Here is a 16,785-nt window from a genome sequence, read left to right as displayed (position 1 = left end):
AAATTTTTCAGGTGGCACATTTTTTCTGTTAGATTCAATATAAAGTGTATTCAAGTACCTAAACGTTTCATTTTTTATAAAAAATTTAGATAAATATGGATATCACACTTCAAGAAGTAAAAGAAAAAATTATAGAGCTTTTAGAGACTTCTGAACCTGAAAAGATCTTCAAAAGCATGTGCTTTTGAAGATCTTGATATCAACTATGAACTAGATAAAACAGATGAAGCACAAGTGGCTTTATTTGACATGTTATGTGATTTATCAACCGATTTAGCTTATTACCAACCAAATCCAAAGATTCTTAAAAAAAGCCTTCGTGCAGGATGCTATGGTTTATATGGTGAGAAAGAACTAGATCAAAAGCTTCAGGAGGCGTTAAAAGCCATTGATTTGTTGAAAACTAAAAATCAAAAGGAGCATATGTGATTCATAAGTGCGACCCGAAAGTCATGAAACTTCACACCTTAATTGACGCCATTGCTTGAATAGAGACTAACGCATGCTTGATAGGTTGGAATATGGTTTATTGCCTGAAACTGACCTGAACTTTTTTCCCACTCCCAACAAAAATGGTTGATTCCATTGGTGACTACTAAATAATCTACAGCAAGCTGCCGATTGTATTGCATCATTTGCCCTAAGGTTTCATTGGTCAATGGGATATGGGGCGCTTTACATTCTACCACCATCTTGGCAACCCCGAATTTATCACAGAGTATAATATCAGGTCTATAATACCGAGCAGCTCCATATATTCTTTTCTCCAAGCGGCACAATCCCTTGGGATAGGAGAGGTAATGAATCAAGTAATGCAACATATGTTGGCGCACCCATTCTTCTGGGGTGAGTAAGACATATTTTTTACGCACCAGATCTAAAATATAGGTTTTATCTAATGTTTGTTTTGTCTTATAATCAAAAGAGGGTAATGCAAGTGGCATCATATGCAATCTATTTATCTATTTCTTTTAAAGATTCGACCATACCAAAAAACAAGAAAAGACAAATAGGCGATAAGCGACATAATGAGTACAATCCAAGGCCCAGTAGGCATAGAAGGAATGATATAGGAAATATAGGTTCCTGATAAGGAAGCAAACAAAGCAATCAATATAGCTAACAACATAATATAGGAAATATTAGCTGTCCAGAATCGTGCAGTAGTAGCTGGCGTAATGAGCATCGCACTCATCAATACTACACCTACCGCCCTAATGCCAATTACAATGGCAAGCACCATTAAACTGGTAAACAAAAAATCCATCTTTTTAACAGGAAGGCCTATAGATTTGGCAAAAAGACGATCAAAGGCAATGACCATAAACTCTTTAAAAAACAAGCATAAAACCAAAATGATGATGCAGCTCAACCACAACAATACCACCACATCCTCTCGTAGTAGCGTAGCAGCGCTGCCTAATAAAAAAGACTTTAATCCTCCTTGATTCGCTTGACCACTATGTTGCAGTATAGATAATAAAAAGCTACCAAAGCCAAAAGCTACGGAAGCAACAATAGCAATGGCCGCATCTTGCTTTATTTTTGAATGGGCTGTGATTTGATCAATGGCTATAGAAGCCAACCAACCTGTGATAAAAGCACCTATAATCAGCCAAATAGAATTCTTTTCTCCAGTTAGAAAAAAAGCCAAACAGGTACCAGGCAGCACTGCATGGGCAATAGCATCACTGATTAAGGTTTTTCTTTTTAAAAGAGCCAGTGCGCCAATCATAGCACTACTAGTACTCAGTAAAATGGTTCCCAATAGCACATTTCGGACATTCGGATCAGAGAAGGAAAAAAAATCTTGAATAGCGCGCATCATTCGTACTACTTGATAACTGAATGGTTGGACTGCAATATACCCAATTTTAAGGAGAACTTAAGTTTTTAATTGACAGTGGATTTATTTGTATTTTTAGGTGGTAGGGATAGACTTCTTTCGAAAATTGAATCACAAACCAACATATGGAAAATATAATAAACCCTAAACAACGTGACCCATTTATTCTAGTTATTGAAGGCGTAGACTTTTCTGGGAAAACAACCTTAGCCCACCAAATTCAATCCAGCTTAATAGAGCAATCTTACCGTGTAAAGTTGCTACATGATCCTAAAGGAAGCAAAAATTCAGCAGAGATTTGGAAAACAATTTTAACCATTAAAAAAGAAAATGCTAGCCCTATTACAGAATTTTTTCTCTTTTTAGCAGCACGGCATGAACTGATCCATAAAGAAGCATTAGTAGATGGCATGGATGTGATCATCTTTGATCGGTTTATTTTTTCTACTATAGCCTATCAACTAACGCATCAACCCCATTATTGGGCGCCTTTTTTAACTACACATCGTATTTTTTCTGGTCTGATGCCAGATCTATGTATATATTGTGATGTGGACTTTCAAACCTTCCAATTGCGCAACCAGAACAGAAGCGAAAGTCAGCAGGATACTTTTGATCAAATGACCCAAAAACGCTTTGAAGCCATTCAACAGGCTTACCAACAAGCGTTTCAACTGAAAATATGTCCTTATCTTGAGCATAAGCAACAGGATGGTGATGTTGCTGAATTAATCAAAGATATTATAGCACATATTTAGACCTCTTTCGAAACCTAAACCTAAATCACGCTCCTTTATACCTATTCAATAGCTATGGAAAACTATATAGGGAATTATATATCCAACCGCTTCTAGATTCTTATTACATTTTTTCTTAAATTTGACTCACCACTAGTGGGGTCCTGCCTCTATACTTTTTTTCTAGCTGTGTTGGGTAATGTTATTTTTAAGATAAAAAAAGATCCTTGTACCAGATGCGTAACCTGTTTCCTGTGATGGCAGACAAAAAAAAAACAAGTTCCTTTATTGCAGCAATTGTATCCAGCAAGGTCTTTCTAATTTGCATGCTGCCATTTATACTACTTCCTGGATATACTTCTTCTTCAAATGAAATAAACAAATTGCCTAGCCTACAAAAAAAACCAAAGCATATTGCCATTATTATGGATGGCAACGGCAGATGGGGAAAAAAAGAAAAAGGAGATCGATCTTATGGGCATAAAAATGCAAAAAAAGCTGTAAATGAGGCAATAACTGGCTGTTTAGAGCAAGGGATTTCGCATTTAACCCTCTATGCTTTTTCCACTGAAAATTGGAATCGACCCGAGCAAGAAATAAAAACTATTTTTAACGTGATTGCTGAAAGCATTGCTGAGAATATCAACCTTTTTACTGAACATAACATTAGATTCGATGTGGTAGGGGACAAAGCAGGGATACCTAATTTTTGCTGGGATAAATTAGAAGAGGTAATAGCGCTTACAAGACATAACACTGCGTTACACTTAACAGTTGCCATTAACTATGGAGGGAAAGCAGAATCAGTAACTGCCTCCGAGACTCTTGCGAAGAAGCTTGTCATTAAAATGGTTAATGATTTTTTAAATCAAGGGTTTAGTAAAAATTCGCGTTTTGAAGATTTTATAAAATTTGCTCATGATTATCAGGTCAAGATTACACCAGCCATCTATCAAGCGTGTTTAAATACAAGAGAATTACCTGATATTGACCTGCTCATACGTACAGGTGGAAAAAAACGGATAAGCAATTTTTTACCCTGGCAGTCTGCTTATTCAGAACTGTATTTTACAGACTTATATTGGCCGGATTTCAAAAAAGAACATCTTATAGACGCCTTAATCTTCTTTCAAAAGCAACAGCGGAATTTTGGTGCCATTGCATAAAACAACCCAGCAAATTACAAAAAATATGAAAACCTATATAAGTGTACTAACCTTTATATGTTTTATTACACTAATCGCATACAAATGTAAATTTTTTACACATAAAAAAGAGGCAGGCAGCATACAAGATATACATGCAGAAACAATCACTGCTAATAATCTACGTAGACATATCAACCACTTAGTAGGCGAAATTGGGCCACGCAATATAGAAGACCAAGCACATTACCAAAAATTAGATCAAGCAGCTACCTATATTCAAGAAGTTATAAAAAGTATTGGATATGAACCAAATGTTTATCCATATGTAGCAGAATATAATGATCAAAAGTTCACAGTAAAAAACATAGAGATGGTTGTTCAAGGCAGCAATCCATCAAATGGATCTATTGTAGTAGGCGCACATTACGATACAGTTCTCTATTCTCCAGGAGCAGATGACAATACCTCTAGCGTCGCTGCCGGATTGGAAATGATAAGACACCTGTGTAGCCTAGACCCGAAAAAAATCAAAAAAACCATAAAATTCGTATTTTTCCCCAATGAAGAGGCGCCTTACAGTTTAGATCAGCAAACAAGAAAGCCTTTCGGTACAAACATGGGGAGTGTTGTATATGCAAAACAAGCAAGGGCAAAAGATGATCCCATCATAGGCATGATATGTCTAGAAAGCATAGGCTATTACAGCGATGAACCAGGCAGCCAGCAGTATCCTTGGATATTGAAATGGTTAAAGTATTTTTATTCAGACAAAGGAAATTTTTTAATGTGTGTTGGCAATAGAAAGTCAAAACAATTTCTAGATAGATTCGTTTCCTATTACAAACAAAATGCCCATGCATTTCCTATGCATTACAACAGTTTACCAGAATGTAAATATACAAGGGACATTGGAAGATCTGATCATAAATCTTTTTGGTTGCAAGGCTATCCTGCTTTTATGATCACAGATACTGCTAATTTTAGAAACCATCGGTACCACACCAAAGACGATACACCCGATTCAATAAACTATAGCTGTTTAGCCAAAGTAACAAAACAGCTTGAGCCTAACGCTAGCACATATGGCCTTACAAGATAGTTTGCAATAAGGCCGCACGGAACTTCCATAGAAAGCTTAAAAATAATTCACGCCAAATGATTAAGTTTATAGCAAAGATCAAATTATTCATAAAATCCTTAAAAAAGCCACTATTTATTATAGTATCTATGGCCATTCCTAATTACACAGAAGCTAATATCCGCTCCCTAGCCTGGCAAGAACACCTCCGGCTGCGTCCTGGTATGTATATTGGCAAATTGGGAGACGGTAGTTTACCAGATGATGGCATCTACATACTGATCAAAGAGGTTATTGACAATAGTGTAGATGAGTTTGTAATAGGCTATGGAAAAAAAATTGAAATAAAAATCGCTCCAGACAATCAGGTTTCTATTCGGGACTTTGGAAGGGGCATCCCACTCGGCAAACTAGTAGACTGTGTAGCTAAAATCAATACAGGCGGTAAATATGATAGCCAAGCTTTTCAAAAGTCTGTAGGTTTAAATGGCGTGGGTATAAAAGCAGTTAATGCCCTTTCAGCATATTGTAAAGTGCAATCTTTTCGAGATGGTTTAACCAAGTCAACCACTTTTTCCGCTGGGGTACTGTTAGAAGAGTCAGAAATCCTGGCCACTGATGAGCCAAATGGAACCCATGTCACCTTTAAACCAGATGGCACCATTTTCAAAGAATTTGCTTTTATACCTGAATATATAGCAGAACAAATAGCCCATTACACCTTTTTAAACACAGGGCTTATCTTTAACCTAAATGGTAAAAAATACCATTCTAAAGGTGGACTTTTGGATTTACTGCAAGCCAAAACAGCCATTGAAAGCCATGCTTACCCGATTATCCATTTAAAAAAACAAGATATTGAGCTAGCCCTAACACACCACCATACACTTTCCAGTGAGGCTTATTATACTTTCGTCAATGGGCAATTTACTCCCCAAGGAGGGAGCCATTTAAATGGTTTAAAAGAAGCCATTGTACAAACCATAAGAGGGTTTTATAAAAAAGAGTTTGACGCCACAGATATCCGCGCAGGATTAATAGCTGCACTTTCCATTAAGGTGCAAGAGCCAATTTTTGAATCCCAAACCAAAACAAAGCTTGGTTCACAGCAGATGAGCCCTGAAGGACCAACCATTCGTAGCTTCATTATTGCTTTTATCAAAAGCGAATTAGATAATTACCTACACAAAAACCCAGCCATAGCTGAAATAGTACAAAAACGCATTTTACAGTCTGAGCATGAACGTAAAGAAACAGCTGGTATTAAAAAGTTGGTCCATGAAAAAACAAAAAAAGCCAATCTACATAATAAAAAACTAAGAGATTGCCATGTTCATTTCAACGCGAAGCATCCCAATCGGGCTGATAGTACCATTTTTATTACAGAAGGTAACTCTGCAAGCGGTTCTATTACTAAATCCCGTAATGTTGAAACACAAGCCGTATTTTCATTACGGGGCAAACCATTAAACTGCTTTGGGCAATCTAAAAAACTGGTTTATGAAAATGAAGAGTTTAATCTATTGCAGCATGCTTTAAATATTGCGAATGGACCAGATGGATTGCGTTATAACAAAATCGTTATTGCCACAGATGCTGATGTAGATGGTATGCATATCCGGTTGCTTATATTAACTTACTTTCTACAATTTTTTCCAGAATTAGTCTATAGTGGGCATCTCTATATACTAGAAACACCTCTTTTTAGAGTACGCAATAGAAAGACAACCCATTATTGTTACAACGAACAGGAAAAAGAGGCAGCCATACAGTCACTGGGCGCACAACCTGAAATCACCCGTTTTAAGGGACTAGGGGAGATATCTCCTGATGAATTTGCACATTTTATAGGCGCAGCGATTCGACTGGTTCCTGTAACACCAGCTACCCATAGCACTTTAGAGGCCTTATTAACCTTTTATATGGGCAAAAACACGCCAGAGCGGCGGAATTTCATTATCAACAATCTTAAGATAGAGAACAACCTACCGAGCATATAGCTAGGAGGAGGGTATTTCTTTATGGCTCAATAGATACCAATTAATTATTTTTATTACATTGGCACATAAGACCTTCTGCAAAGCCTATTTGCGATCAGCAGTTTTTAGGAGAAGCGCAGTCGAGCACCGCAGAATACTAAATGTATTTGAGGAGCATAGACAAGCTTCGACACCAAAATTGCCATTAGAAATAGGTTTTCCAGAAGGTCTATATTAACAGTTGCAAGTAAACATTAGGGCTATGACACTGTATAATGTTCCCCTTCTAATGGTATTGTCCTTTTTAGGATTAACCCTAGTAGTAGGCCTTTACGGCACCCAAAAGGCCATTACATTCCGCAAATATGCTGTGGGCAATAAGCGGTTTCACACAACTACTTTAGTGATTACAGTCTTGGCCACAGCTTGTGGAGGAGGAATGCTAATGCGTGAGTTACCTAATATCTACAAGTACGGTATACATCATATAGCCTTTTTACTTATTATAAATGCAATGAAGGACTATATAATCAGCCTACTGGGGTTTCGTATGGGTCCATTTATGACGCACTTTTCTATTGCGGAGACAATAGGTAGCGTATATGGTAAGTATCCAAGAGTTATTGCCGCTTTATTAAGTATCTGTTTCTCTATTGGTGTGGTTGCCATTCAAATCAATGTAATGTCCTTGGCCATTGGCATGTGTATAGAGTCGATTGACCCGCGTATCGTGACCGTTCCAGCAACTTTAATCCTTATTGTCTATTCTATGTTTGGAGGTGTTCGTTCCGTTACCATTACTGATATATTACAATTTATAACCATTCCTATTATTATTCTCCTTATTATTAAGTTTGTATTTGTAAAAATAGACAAATCATTTTTAGAGGTTGCATTGCTGATACAAAAGCAAGAAAAATTTCAGTTTAGTAGACTCTTCCAATTTGATAAAAAACTATTGACTGTTTTTTTGAATAGCCTATGGTATGGATTCTTTCTATATCCCCCAGTCATACAAAGAGTCTATATGTCTTCTGGTCCCATTCAAGCCCACAAGGTTTTCTTGCGTTTCACACGTTTTAAAGTTATTATATTGGGGTGTATCGCATTGATTAGCGTACTTGTTTTTATAGGGGATCCAACGCTACCGCTAACAGCAATTTGGCCATACATCCTGGCTGATATATTACCTGTTTATAAAGGATGCTTGGTCATTGGTTTATTAGCGATGGCTATGTCCACAGTTGATTCTAGCTTACACACGGCTTCCATTATGGTCAGCCATGATATAGTGGAAAGCATTCGAGGTGTAAAAAGCGTCTCCTATGTGCACCAGCTTCGACTGGCTAAATTAACTACACTAGTGCTTGGCCTATTGGCTATGACCGTAACGATTTACTATCCTGATCTATTTAAATTAACTAATTTTGCGCTTACCTTTCTTATATCCTTTTTTGTAATTGCAGTAATCCCTCCTTTTATTTTAGCTGTTTTTGGTTTTCGAGGCAGCACGCGTACAGCTTTGATTGGCATAGCTACAGGTACACTCGTCTATTTCTATTCGGAAAGATGGATTGAACCCGCTATAGGCATACCTTTTAAATTTTTTGCATTGATAGCCAATGGTCTTGCTATGATCGCTGCGCACTATCTACTCTCACAACCAGCTGATAAGGGGTGGACTGGGAACAACAATCAACAGAAAAGAATGCAGCAGCTGATACGGGTGTTTAAAAAATATAAAAAAAGTATAGAATTGGAGTAAGGAATGGTTATCTTACTTTTTTGCTTGATCCATGGAAAATCAGATCCAAAAATGATAGAATTGGATAGAGTGGTCTCGGCAGGAATCGAACCTGCATCAAAAGTTTAGGAAACTTCTATTCTATCCGTTGAACTACGAAACCAGTGCTTCACTAATTTAGGTGATTATTGGATTTTTTTCAACTATATCATGGCATCTGTCCAAGTCAGTGGTAAAAGTTGAATGGGTAGACCTTCTTCAAAACCTATTTGTGATCAGCAGTTTTTAGGAGAAGCGCAGTCGAGCACCGCAGAATACTAAATGCATTTGAGGAGCATAGACAAGCTTCGACACCAAAATTGCCATTAGAAATAGGTTTTCCAGAAGATCTATTGAACAAATACGAATTTTTCATATATACCTGAATCAAACCGACCTTATGCGTGGAAGAATTATTGTAGGCTTAGATCCTGGAAGTGTTATTATGGGTTTTGCTATTATTGAAGAAGCGGAAATAGGCAATGCCACAAAATTAATAGAATATGGTGTGCTGCAATTAAAAAAATACAAAGGGCATATGTTACGGATGCGCCATATCTATTTACATATGATGACTTTATTTCAAAAGCATGCGCCAGATGAAGTAGCCATTGAGTCCATTTTCTATGGTACCAATGTACAATCTATGCTTAAGTTAGGCAGGGCACAAGGGGTAGCGATTGCAGCAGCCTTAGCTTGCGAAATACCGGTTACAGAATATGCACCACGTAAGGTAAAACAAGCGGTAACAGGAAATGGAAATGCTTTAAAAGAGCAAGTTGCTACTATGGTGCGCCAGCTACTGAACATACCCACCCCATCGAATTTTTTAGATGCTTCAGATGCGCTAGCAGTAGCTTTATGCCACAGCCAACAACGTCTATCTTCCACTGCTAAGCCTAAAAGCTGGTCGCAATTTATAGCTACGCACCCGAAGCGAGAAATATCCACTTATTAAGCGCTGCATTATCTTACAATTAGATACAGCCCAATTTACTGAAGACCTTCTGCAAAACCTATTGCTAAATGGCAATTTTGTGGTCTATACTCCTCAAATACATTTAATATGCTAGCGACTGCGCTTCTCCTAAAAACTGCTGATCACAAATAGGTTTTGCAAAAGGTCTAGACTTCAGGCTCGATGTGCTTGCAATCACAACATTCCTTACATACAATACTTTTGTTGCTTACCAATATCACATGGACATTGATTGGTTACCAAACATTTTTCACATTGCTCTTTGTGACAACGATGCATACTCAAGCGCTCGTTAAACTCTTTTTCATTATAGCTGCTGAAAGAATCCCTACAATGGAAGCATTTATAACTTTGTTTTTTTTCTCTCTTAGAGATTCCTCTGCGTGTAACGCATGTATATCTTTCAGAATCGGTGGTAATTTTTGTAGTAGAAGTAGACTGACTATAAGTTAGTCCCCCTCCCTGCAGTCCAAGCCTACCCACGTAAACTATATGTTTGCCATCAGTTGTAGGCATAATATGAATCAGATTTTTCTGCCGCTCAGGTTGATAATTCGATAGTATGGGTACAGAAAATCCTTCTTCAAAATAAACAGACAACGCTTCTGATTTTCCAATAAATGGGGATAGGTTTTCATATACTGTAGCCACCCAAGTACGACCTTTTTGTACAAAAGAAATGGAACGACCGCTTGAGATAGTAAAAGTTTGGCCAACATGGTTAACATCAGGTTGTGGAGCAGTATCTACAGCTTGCCCTATTGAAATTTCATCCAAATTCCCGCCATTTATCCCCATTTTATAGACTTCACTACAGCCAGTTAGGGTGAATAGTAACATGATATGTAATTGTTTCATAACAAAACTGATTAAAAAGATTTAAAAAATATACCATTGCTTTATTAAAATAAATAAGATATTACTAAATATATTTTATAAATACAATATATTAGCGTATATTCGTTCAGACCAATGATAAAAAAGGGGGGATTTTTTTACTACTTTGTATTTGATAGGAGCAATAGTGTCATATGGCTTCTAAGAACCTGCAGTCCAATGCAGTCTCTTTTTTAGGTATAACCCACATCTGTGGGTGGAGGCTGAATCGATAGGTTATTGATGGCTTTTTAGGCAGAAGATGGCCCTAAACACCCTTTAGGCTAATAATTTGGCGTCCTGTATGAAAACAAGCAGTATAAGCTTTCCTTTAAGGCGCTAACAAGCTGTAAATTGACGTAAAAAGGCAAGATGATTTTCAGAGAACAATCGCAGGTCATCAATTTGGTAATGTAGCATGGCTATGCGTTCTATGCCCATTCCAAAAGCAAAACCACTATACTGTTCAGGGTCGATATGGCAATTGGTTAAGACATTAGGGTCGATCATACCTGCACCCAATATCTCCACCCAGCCTGAATACTTACAAACCGTACATCCTTTCCCTTGGCATAACCTACAGTTTATATCTACCTCTGCACTTGGCTCTGTAAAGGGGAAATAAGAAGCCCTAAAGCGCAGCTTGGTTGCTGGACCAAACATGGCTTCGACAAAATGATAGATGGTACCCTTTAGGTCACTAAAGGTGACGTCTGTATGGATATACATCCCATCTACTTGATGAAAAAAACAATGCGATCGTGCAGAGATGGCCTCCTTTCTAAAGACACGTCCTATCGCAATAGATCGAATGGGAGGCGCTTGGGCAGTACATGTTGAAATCTGCACAGAAGTGGTATGTGTGCGCAACAGCTGATCTGGATTACGCTGCACAAAGAATGTATCCTGCATATCCCGTGCAGGATGGTTTTCAGGAAAGTTTAATGCAGTAAAGTTATGCCAGTCTCCTACAATTTCTGGCCCCTCTGCAAGGTTAAAACCAATGCGCTGAAATATGGAGATAATCTTGTTTTGAACAATGGTTAAGGGATGTAGGCTCCCAATGGTTGCACCAAAAGCAGGAAGGGTGCCATCTACTGGCTGCTGCGTAGATGGTACAGCTGCTGCTTCTAGTATGCTTGCTGCATGTTTAAACTTCTTTTCTGCTTGCTCTTTTAAGCCATTTAGCGCTGGACCCATTGCTTTTTTTGCTTCAGTAGGGAGCTGCCTAAAGGCTTCAAATAGCGCAGCAATACTACCTTTTTTGCTTATAAAATCGCGCCGAAAGCTTTCTAACGTTGCTTTATCTTTAATAACTACACTTTCAATTTTTTCCCGCAGTTGGGCAATGCGATCCATCATCATAATATAACTACCATCTATATTGTAGACCACCTGTAATATTGAATTTTTTATCAGGATAGCCCGCATACGTAATATGCTTTCGGTTGAATAGGTTGCTAACCATTAAAAATGCTGTAAACCTTTTAGAAATAGAATAATCCATGCCTAAAGAAAGATTGATAATCATTCCAAGTTCCGTCTTATTACCATCTATATCTTTTACAGTAGTTGGACCATATAGCTTCAGGTTACTTTTTAGCAAAAATTTTGGATGCGGGCTATAGGTAAGGATTGGTTTTAACTTATACCCAGGTTTATGGTACCACCAGATAGGGGCTGATTTATTGTCGAAATACCAGTAATAGCTTGCTTGTATAGTTGTCTTCAACGTTGTACCAGACAGGCTATAGTCAATCAGTCCAGTTGCTTTTAATTGATTACAATCATTTGGATTGTAGTTGAGTCTAACTGGATTGTACTTGAGTTTAATCTGATCCTCCGTAACCACAACCATTCTAGATTGGTTTTTAAGTTGCCGATAGGCTAGATGTAGGTGATAAGAAAGATCCGGTGAAACGACACCTCTACTACCACCATATAGTTTGAGGTATTGATAACGATGTGATAGCGTCCAGCTAGGGGCTATAAAAGGATTTTTAGCTACTACATCATGTAGGTGCAATGGCATTACACTACCACCTACGCCCATACCTTTTATCCCTATATAAGGGGTAAACCAGGTTGCCAACATGCAGTTTATTTTAGCCATAGGACACAAAGCAAAATTAGGTATGTCACCAGAGACTGGATTATTATGGTAGGCCATCCGCAGACCAGCTTTTAGCTGCATCGACTTCAACAAACGGAGATAAACACTAGGCGCAACCGAAAGAATAAAGCGTGTTTGCTGCTTTTTATGATTTGTATAGCCAGCTATATCATTATAACTGGCTACTTGTAAGCAGCAATTATCGAGCTGTTTTACCCATTTATATTTCAACGTCAATAGCTGTTCACTTATTTTTTTATTGGGATAATCAAGAAAGTTTAGGTTTACTTGCCCATTTTGGGATGGACTGGCTTGCTTAAACAATAGGCCAACCCTTCCTTGATGGAGGCTACAGCCACTTGTTATTGTATCGCTATATTGATACCAATTATGCTGATAATCTAAACTGGGTTGCAGGAGCCAAGCGCCTACGCCATATCTGCCTTGTAAACAAACTGAAGCTTCCGTTGATTTTTTGTTCCATAGCTCTGGAACAAAAGCTAGGGTAGCCGACCAAATGGCACACCGAGAAGGAGCGCTATTGAATGCAACCTCTAGATAAGGTAGCAGCAACGAACCAATGCCTAGCCTGCAGTAATGGTTAAAGGAAAAGCTATCCCTTTTCTTCTCTAAATTAAAAGGAAGGTATCTGTGAGGCTCAGGACCAAATGACAGCTCTTCTACCATTAATCCCTTTACAGTTGCAAGCGGCTTATTAAAGTTTTTTGTCGCTGGAGTGGGTGCTTTAAAAAACAACCTTTGCTCCTGGTTTACCCTATTATTTTTTTGCTTTTCAATTACAAATTCCGCATCCTTTATCGTGCCTGCTTTAGCTTCTGCGCGACACATCGCCGTAGGCATCCAAAAAAATAAAGCGATAAATAGCCAAGTGTATTTCATTTTACTGGTTTTTAAAGAAAAATGGCCTTCCTTGATGCCATCAAAGTTATGAATTATTTCCAGGTATAGAAATATAATACATAATGGCTTATGGCAAGACCACATTCACCATTTTTTTGGGCACAACCACTACATTTTTAGGTAGTTTACCCGCCATCCATTTTTGAATGACTGCGTTAGATAATACTGCTTTTTCTATAGCCACAGATGATGCATCATAGTCAAAAACCATTTTAGCACGTACTTTACCATTGACTGCAATAGCATATTCAAAACTTTTCTCTTCTAAATAGGCTTCATTCCAACGTGGAAAAGCTACCGCTGTAATACTACCACTTTTTCCTATCCTTTCCCATAGCTCAGCAGCGATGTAAGGTGCAAAAGGTTCCAAGAGCAGAATAAAATCTTCTACAACAGATTGCGGTACCCTTTCAAAGGTTGACAACCTATTGAGACAGATCATTAAACTACTGATAGCCGTATTAAAAGAACACTTTTGAATCGACTCCGTGACCTTTTTAATAGTTTGATGGATTGTTTTAACCATTTCCTGGGGTAGCTCAGCAGTTGCCCACGAAGCTTTGGCATGATGCACAAAGCGCCATACCTTATTTAGAAAACGAAAGACCCCTTCTATACCAGACAAATCCCATGGCTTAGATTGTTCCAATGGTCCTAAAAACATCAAATATAAACGCAACGCATCCGCGCCATATTGGGCAATAACCCGATCTGGGTCTACCACATTATATTTAGACTTAGACATTTTTTCCATTTTGCCCCCACATATATATTTACCCCCTTCTAGTAGGAAGCGCACATTTGCAAACTCAGGACGCCAATTCCTTAATGCATCTAGGTTTAACACATCGTTTTGCACAAAATCTATTGGAATATATATAGGAACCACATCATATTTGGGTGCAAGCCCAGCGCTAACCAATATATTTTTATCTTTTAAGCGGTATGCCATTGCGGTACTTTTTTGAATCATTCCTTGATGAACCAGTTTTGGGAATGGTTCCTGTATATCAATGTGGCCCAAATCATACAATAGCTTGGTCCAAAAGCGTGCATAAAGGAGATGACCCGTTGCATGTTCTGCGCCACCTATATAGAAATCTACACCTTTCCAATAGGCTGCTTTTTTCTTGCTGAGAAAAGTCTCTATATTATGTGGATCCATATACCGCAAAAAATACCAGCTAGAACCTGCCCAACCTGGCATCGTATGGAAATCTAAAGGGTATCCATCTGGTGTAGACCAATGCAATGCATTACCCAATGGAGGTTCACCAGATTTGCTTGGTTTATAACTACTTACCTCTGGTAATACCAGGGGCAGTTGGTCCTGAGAAAGGGCATAAGGAAGACCGTTTTCTTTATAAAATATTGGAAAAGGTTCTCCCCAATAACGTTGTCGGCTAAATATAGGATCTTGCAATCTATAGTGCACCTTATAGCGCCCAATCCTTATTTGCGTAAGCTTTTGCACCGCTTTCTCAGCAGCTTCTGGTACTGAAAGTCCATTTAGAAAGTCAGAGTTAATCATCTTGCCTTTAGCTTCTTCATAGGGACCCTCTTCTATCAGCATGCTACTTTCTATTACAGGTAAGGTTAACAAATCAAAAGATTGTGCAAAGGTATAATCTCGTTTATCATGAGCAGGCACACCCATAATAGCACCGGTGCCATAGCTAGGCAATACATAATCTGCCACCCAGATAGGCAATGGCGCACCGGTAAAAGGATGGATGACACAAGCACCTACAAATACACCGCTTAAAAAGTTAGTTTCTGCAAGACGGCTTCGGTCTGAGCGATTTTTAGATTGCTCGATATAAGCACTCAGTTCTACATTACCTGTCTGTTTAGCCATAAAACTAGCCCAAGGGTGCTCAGGTGCCAAAGCAATAAAACAAGCGCCAAAAATCGTTTCAGGTCGTGTGGTAAAAACCGAAATGGTCTCCCCTCGCTGTCCCTGTACCCTAAAGGTAATTTCTGCACCTTGAGACTTACCTATCCAATTGCATTGCATCTCTTTAGTGGAAAGGGGCCAATTTAAGGTCTCTAGATCGTTTAGCAAACGCTCTGCATAGGCGGTCATACGTAAACTCCACTGCTTCATCTTTTTGCGTGTAACTGGATAACCCCCTCGTTCAGAAAAACCATCTTTAACTTCCTCATTGGCCAAAACAGTACCCAATCCTTCACACCAGTTGACAATGCTATCTTTTAGATAAGCCAATCGATAATGCAATAGTTTGGTTTGTTGTTCTGTTTCAGAAAATGCGTTCCATTCCTCGGCTGAAAAAATAGGTGTATGGTCGTCACAAGCAGCCTTTACCTTGGTATTGCCGTGGCGCGTAAATGCTTCAATCAGTGTCTCAATAGGGGCTGCTTTTTGCGTATCAATATTGTACCAAGCATTGAACATTTGTAAGAATATCCACTGTGTCCATTTATAATAGGCAGGTTCACTGGTATTGACTGATCTATCCCAATCAAAGTCCAAGGCAACTTGTTGAAATTGTGCAATATATTTTTCTATATTTTTAGCAGTGGTAATGGCGGGATGCTGACCGGTTTGGATGGCATACTGCTCAGCAGGCAGGCCAAAAGCATCAAACCCCATTGGATTCATAACATGGTAACCACCATGCTTATAATAACGGGATAATATATCTGAGGCGACATATCCCATGTAGTGCCCCACATGAAGCCCTGATCCTGAAGGGTAAGGAAACATATTAAGTATATAATACCTGGGCAGATCTTTAGTAGTCAAAGCGCTGCCATCTACAATAGATTTTTCTTTTTTCCATCTATTTTGCCATTTTTTTTCTATTTCGGTAAAAGTATAAGGTTGCATATCTAATTTTATTTAGTAATCAGTAGACCTTCTTCAAAACCTATTTGTGATCAGCAGTTTTTAGGAGAAGCGCAGTCGCCAGAATACTAAATGTATTTGAGGAGCATAGACCACAAAATTGCCATTTAGCAATAGGTTTTGCAGAAGGCCTTATGATAGCCCATTTGTAAACGTCTAAAACTTTATCTAAAAGATGGAATAGACCTTCCTCTGCTGCATATTTATATAGGTAGCCACCAATTTAGTTTTTTTTAAAACTAAAAAGAAAACATATAAATTTAGTAATATTGTTAATGAACTGATCCTAAGCTGGATATAATTAATTAATCGCTATCTATAGACCTTTTGCAAAACCTATTTGTGATCAGCAGTTTTTAGGAGAAGCGCAGTCGCCAGAATACTAAATGTATTTGAGGAGCATAGACCACAAAATTGCCATTTAGCAATAGGTTTTGCAGAAGGTCTGATGTTTTG

At 38.3% G+C, this 16,785-nt stretch carries 13 protein-coding genes and 1 tRNA gene; 7 read left to right on the top strand and 7 right to left on the bottom strand.

What is annotated here, in order from left to right; genetic code table 11:
- Nucleotides 1-234 precede the first annotated feature (234 nt).
- The gene (locus FPG78_RS05545) at nucleotides 235-429 is read left to right on the top strand and encodes a hypothetical protein (protein ID WP_144086988.1); all 195 of its coding nucleotides are present in this window, start codon (nucleotides 235-237) and stop codon (nucleotides 427-429) included.
- 38 nt (nucleotides 430-467) lie between these two features.
- Here FPG78_RS05545 and FPG78_RS05540 read toward each other — a convergent pair whose 3' ends face one another.
- Both FPG78_RS05540 and FPG78_RS05535 read right to left on the bottom strand, forming a co-directional pair.
- On the bottom strand, nucleotides 468-947 hold the full coding sequence (locus tag FPG78_RS05540; RefSeq protein ID WP_144086987.1) for a type I restriction enzyme HsdR N-terminal domain-containing protein: 480 nt from the start codon (nucleotides 945-947) through the stop codon (nucleotides 468-470).
- 11 nt (nucleotides 948-958) lie between these two features.
- Complete coding sequence (locus tag FPG78_RS05535; RefSeq protein WP_144086986.1) at nucleotides 959-1,828, bottom strand: metal ABC transporter permease; 870 nt, start codon at nucleotides 1,826-1,828, stop codon at nucleotides 959-961.
- Between the two features lie 143 nt (nucleotides 1,829-1,971).
- Here FPG78_RS05535 and tmk point away from each other — a divergent pair, with 143 nt between their 5' ends.
- The 5 genes from tmk (at nucleotide 1,972) to FPG78_RS05510 (ending at nucleotide 8,553) form a co-directional block, all read left to right on the top strand.
- Nucleotides 1,972-2,604 (top strand): dTMP kinase, encoded by a 633-nt coding sequence (tmk, locus tag FPG78_RS05530; protein WP_144086985.1) that lies wholly within the window; start codon nucleotides 1,972-1,974, stop codon nucleotides 2,602-2,604.
- A gap of 236 nt (nucleotides 2,605-2,840) precedes the next feature.
- Nucleotides 2,841-3,749: a polyprenyl diphosphate synthase gene (gene uppS / locus FPG78_RS05525; RefSeq protein ID WP_223262067.1), complete on the top strand. Its 909-nt coding sequence runs from the start codon at nucleotides 2,841-2,843 to the stop codon at nucleotides 3,747-3,749.
- A 25-nt stretch (nucleotides 3,750-3,774) separates the two neighbouring features.
- Nucleotides 3,775-4,830 (top strand): M20/M25/M40 family metallo-hydrolase, encoded by a 1,056-nt coding sequence (locus FPG78_RS05520; protein ID WP_144086983.1) that lies wholly within the window; start codon nucleotides 3,775-3,777, stop codon nucleotides 4,828-4,830.
- 128 nt (nucleotides 4,831-4,958) lie between these two features.
- Nucleotides 4,959-6,809: a DNA topoisomerase IV subunit B gene (locus FPG78_RS05515; RefSeq protein WP_144087075.1), complete on the top strand. Its 1,851-nt coding sequence runs from the start codon at nucleotides 4,959-4,961 to the stop codon at nucleotides 6,807-6,809.
- A 241-nt stretch (nucleotides 6,810-7,050) separates the two neighbouring features.
- Nucleotides 7,051-8,553, top strand: a complete 1,503-nt coding sequence (locus FPG78_RS05510; RefSeq protein WP_144086982.1) for a sodium:solute symporter family protein — start codon at nucleotides 7,051-7,053, stop codon at nucleotides 8,551-8,553.
- A 70-nt stretch (nucleotides 8,554-8,623) separates the two neighbouring features.
- On the opposite strand, the gene FPG78_RS05505 is transcribed toward FPG78_RS05510, so the two are convergent.
- A tRNA-Arg gene (locus FPG78_RS05505) sits at nucleotides 8,624-8,695 on the bottom strand.
- Between the two features lie 276 nt (nucleotides 8,696-8,971).
- Here FPG78_RS05505 and ruvC point away from each other — a divergent pair.
- Nucleotides 8,972-9,529 carry a crossover junction endodeoxyribonuclease RuvC gene (gene ruvC, locus FPG78_RS05500; protein WP_144086981.1) on the top strand — a complete coding sequence of 186 codons (558 nt, stop codon included), beginning with the start codon at nucleotides 8,972-8,974 and terminating at the stop codon, nucleotides 9,527-9,529.
- 207 nt (nucleotides 9,530-9,736) lie between these two features.
- On the opposite strand, the gene FPG78_RS05495 is transcribed toward ruvC, so the two are convergent.
- From FPG78_RS05495 to leuS, 4 genes are all read right to left on the bottom strand, one after another.
- Nucleotides 9,737-10,408, bottom strand: a complete 672-nt coding sequence (locus FPG78_RS05495) for a hypothetical protein (RefSeq protein WP_144086980.1) — start codon at nucleotides 10,406-10,408, stop codon at nucleotides 9,737-9,739.
- 357 nt (nucleotides 10,409-10,765) lie between these two features.
- Nucleotides 10,766-11,791 carry a phenylalanine--tRNA ligase subunit alpha gene (gene pheS / locus FPG78_RS05490; protein ID WP_144087074.1) on the bottom strand — a complete coding sequence of 342 codons (1,026 nt, stop codon included), beginning with the start codon at nucleotides 11,789-11,791 and terminating at the stop codon, nucleotides 10,766-10,768.
- A gap of 7 nt (nucleotides 11,792-11,798) precedes the next feature.
- Entirely contained in the window at nucleotides 11,799-13,439 is a 1,641-nt protein-coding gene (locus tag FPG78_RS05485) for a hypothetical protein (RefSeq protein ID WP_144086979.1), read from the bottom strand.
- An 88-nt stretch (nucleotides 13,440-13,527) separates the two neighbouring features.
- On the bottom strand, nucleotides 13,528-16,311 hold the full coding sequence (gene leuS, locus FPG78_RS05480; RefSeq protein WP_144086978.1) for a leucine--tRNA ligase: 2,784 nt from the start codon (nucleotides 16,309-16,311) through the stop codon (nucleotides 13,528-13,530).
- Nucleotides 16,312-16,785 lie beyond the last annotated feature (474 nt).

The organism is Cardinium endosymbiont of Dermatophagoides farinae, from assembly GCF_007559345.1.
In the GTDB taxonomy this organism is placed as follows: domain Bacteria; phylum Bacteroidota; class Bacteroidia; order Cytophagales; family Amoebophilaceae; genus Cardinium.
This window is presented reverse-complemented; position numbering and strand designations above follow the sequence as displayed.

Coding starts and splice junctions, on each gene's coding strand:
- tmk (WP_144086985.1), top strand. CDS start 1,972: ATGGAAAATATAATAAACCCTAAACAACGTGACCCATTTATTCTAGTT.
- FPG78_RS05510 (WP_144086982.1), top strand. CDS start 7,051: ATGACACTGTATAATGTTCCCCTTCTAATGGTATTGTCCTTTTTAGGA.
- FPG78_RS05540 (WP_144086987.1), bottom strand. CDS start 947: ATGATGCCACTTGCATTACCCTCTTTTGATTATAAGACAAAACAAACA.
- leuS (WP_144086978.1), bottom strand. CDS start 16,311: ATGCAACCTTATACTTTTACCGAAATAGAAAAAAAATGGCAAAATAGA.
- FPG78_RS05535 (WP_144086986.1), bottom strand. CDS start 1,828: ATGATGCGCGCTATTCAAGATTTTTTTTCCTTCTCTGATCCGAATGTC.
- FPG78_RS05520 (WP_144086983.1), top strand. CDS start 3,775: ATGAAAACCTATATAAGTGTACTAACCTTTATATGTTTTATTACACTA.
- uppS (WP_223262067.1), top strand. CDS start 2,841: ATGGCAGACAAAAAAAAAACAAGTTCCTTTATTGCAGCAATTGTATCC.
- FPG78_RS05515 (WP_144087075.1), top strand. CDS start 4,959: ATGGCCATTCCTAATTACACAGAAGCTAATATCCGCTCCCTAGCCTGG.
- FPG78_RS05495 (WP_144086980.1), bottom strand. CDS start 10,408: ATGAAACAATTACATATCATGTTACTATTCACCCTAACTGGCTGTAGT.
- ruvC (WP_144086981.1), top strand. CDS start 8,972: ATGCGTGGAAGAATTATTGTAGGCTTAGATCCTGGAAGTGTTATTATG.
- FPG78_RS05485 (WP_144086979.1), bottom strand. CDS start 13,439: ATGAAATACACTTGGCTATTTATCGCTTTATTTTTTTGGATGCCTACG.
- pheS (WP_144087074.1), bottom strand. CDS start 11,791: ATGATGATGGATCGCATTGCCCAACTGCGGGAAAAAATTGAAAGTGTA.